The sequence below is a fragment of the Gemmiger formicilis genome (assembly GCF_016901605.1).
In the GTDB taxonomy this organism is placed as follows: domain Bacteria; phylum Bacillota; class Clostridia; order Oscillospirales; family Ruminococcaceae; genus Gemmiger; species Gemmiger formicilis_B.
Map to the genome: position 1 here is coordinate 1 of NZ_JACJKP010000419.1, position 502 is coordinate 502.

Annotated in this window: 1 protein-coding gene; it reads right to left on the reverse strand. The window is 61.0% G+C overall.

Annotation, left to right across the window (positions count from 1 at the left end; all coding sequences use genetic code 11):
• A partial coding sequence (locus tag H6B10_RS15230) for a prealbumin-like fold domain-containing protein (protein ID WP_243427425.1) occupies nt 1–502 on the reverse strand: 502 nt, incomplete at both ends.

A 502-nucleotide genomic window follows, 5' to 3' on the forward strand; every position in this document is an offset into this window, starting at 1 on the left:
GCCGGGACCATCCGGAAAGAACCACAAAGAACACCGGGTCACCCGGTACGGTGGGGCCGTATTCCAGAATCTGGTTGTTGTGATAGTAGGAAAGTTCCAGCGGCGGCTGCACCGAGGGCGTCCAGTCTGCCCAATCGTCGCCGCTGCCGGGGGTGTAGGTGGGGGCGGTATACAGGGCGGCGTTGATGTCGGTCAGGGTGGCGTTGATGTCATCCAGTACCGCAAACTGCAGCATACTGCGCACGATCTTGCCAACACCCCGCAGGACGATCACATCATCTCCCACGGAACCGGCATCGGCATACACATCGGTATTGTCTACAATGACTTCGGTCAGCTGCTGACTGGGGGCGTACCCGGCAGGGGCCTGCAGTTCTTTCAGGTAATAGGTCCCGGCGGGCAGAATCGTCTGCGTGTTGGGGAAAACGCCTGCGCCGCCCAGGGTGATCAGGTCGCCCTGGTCCTGGGTCTGATCCCGGGTAGTCACGGTATCGTAAGGCTG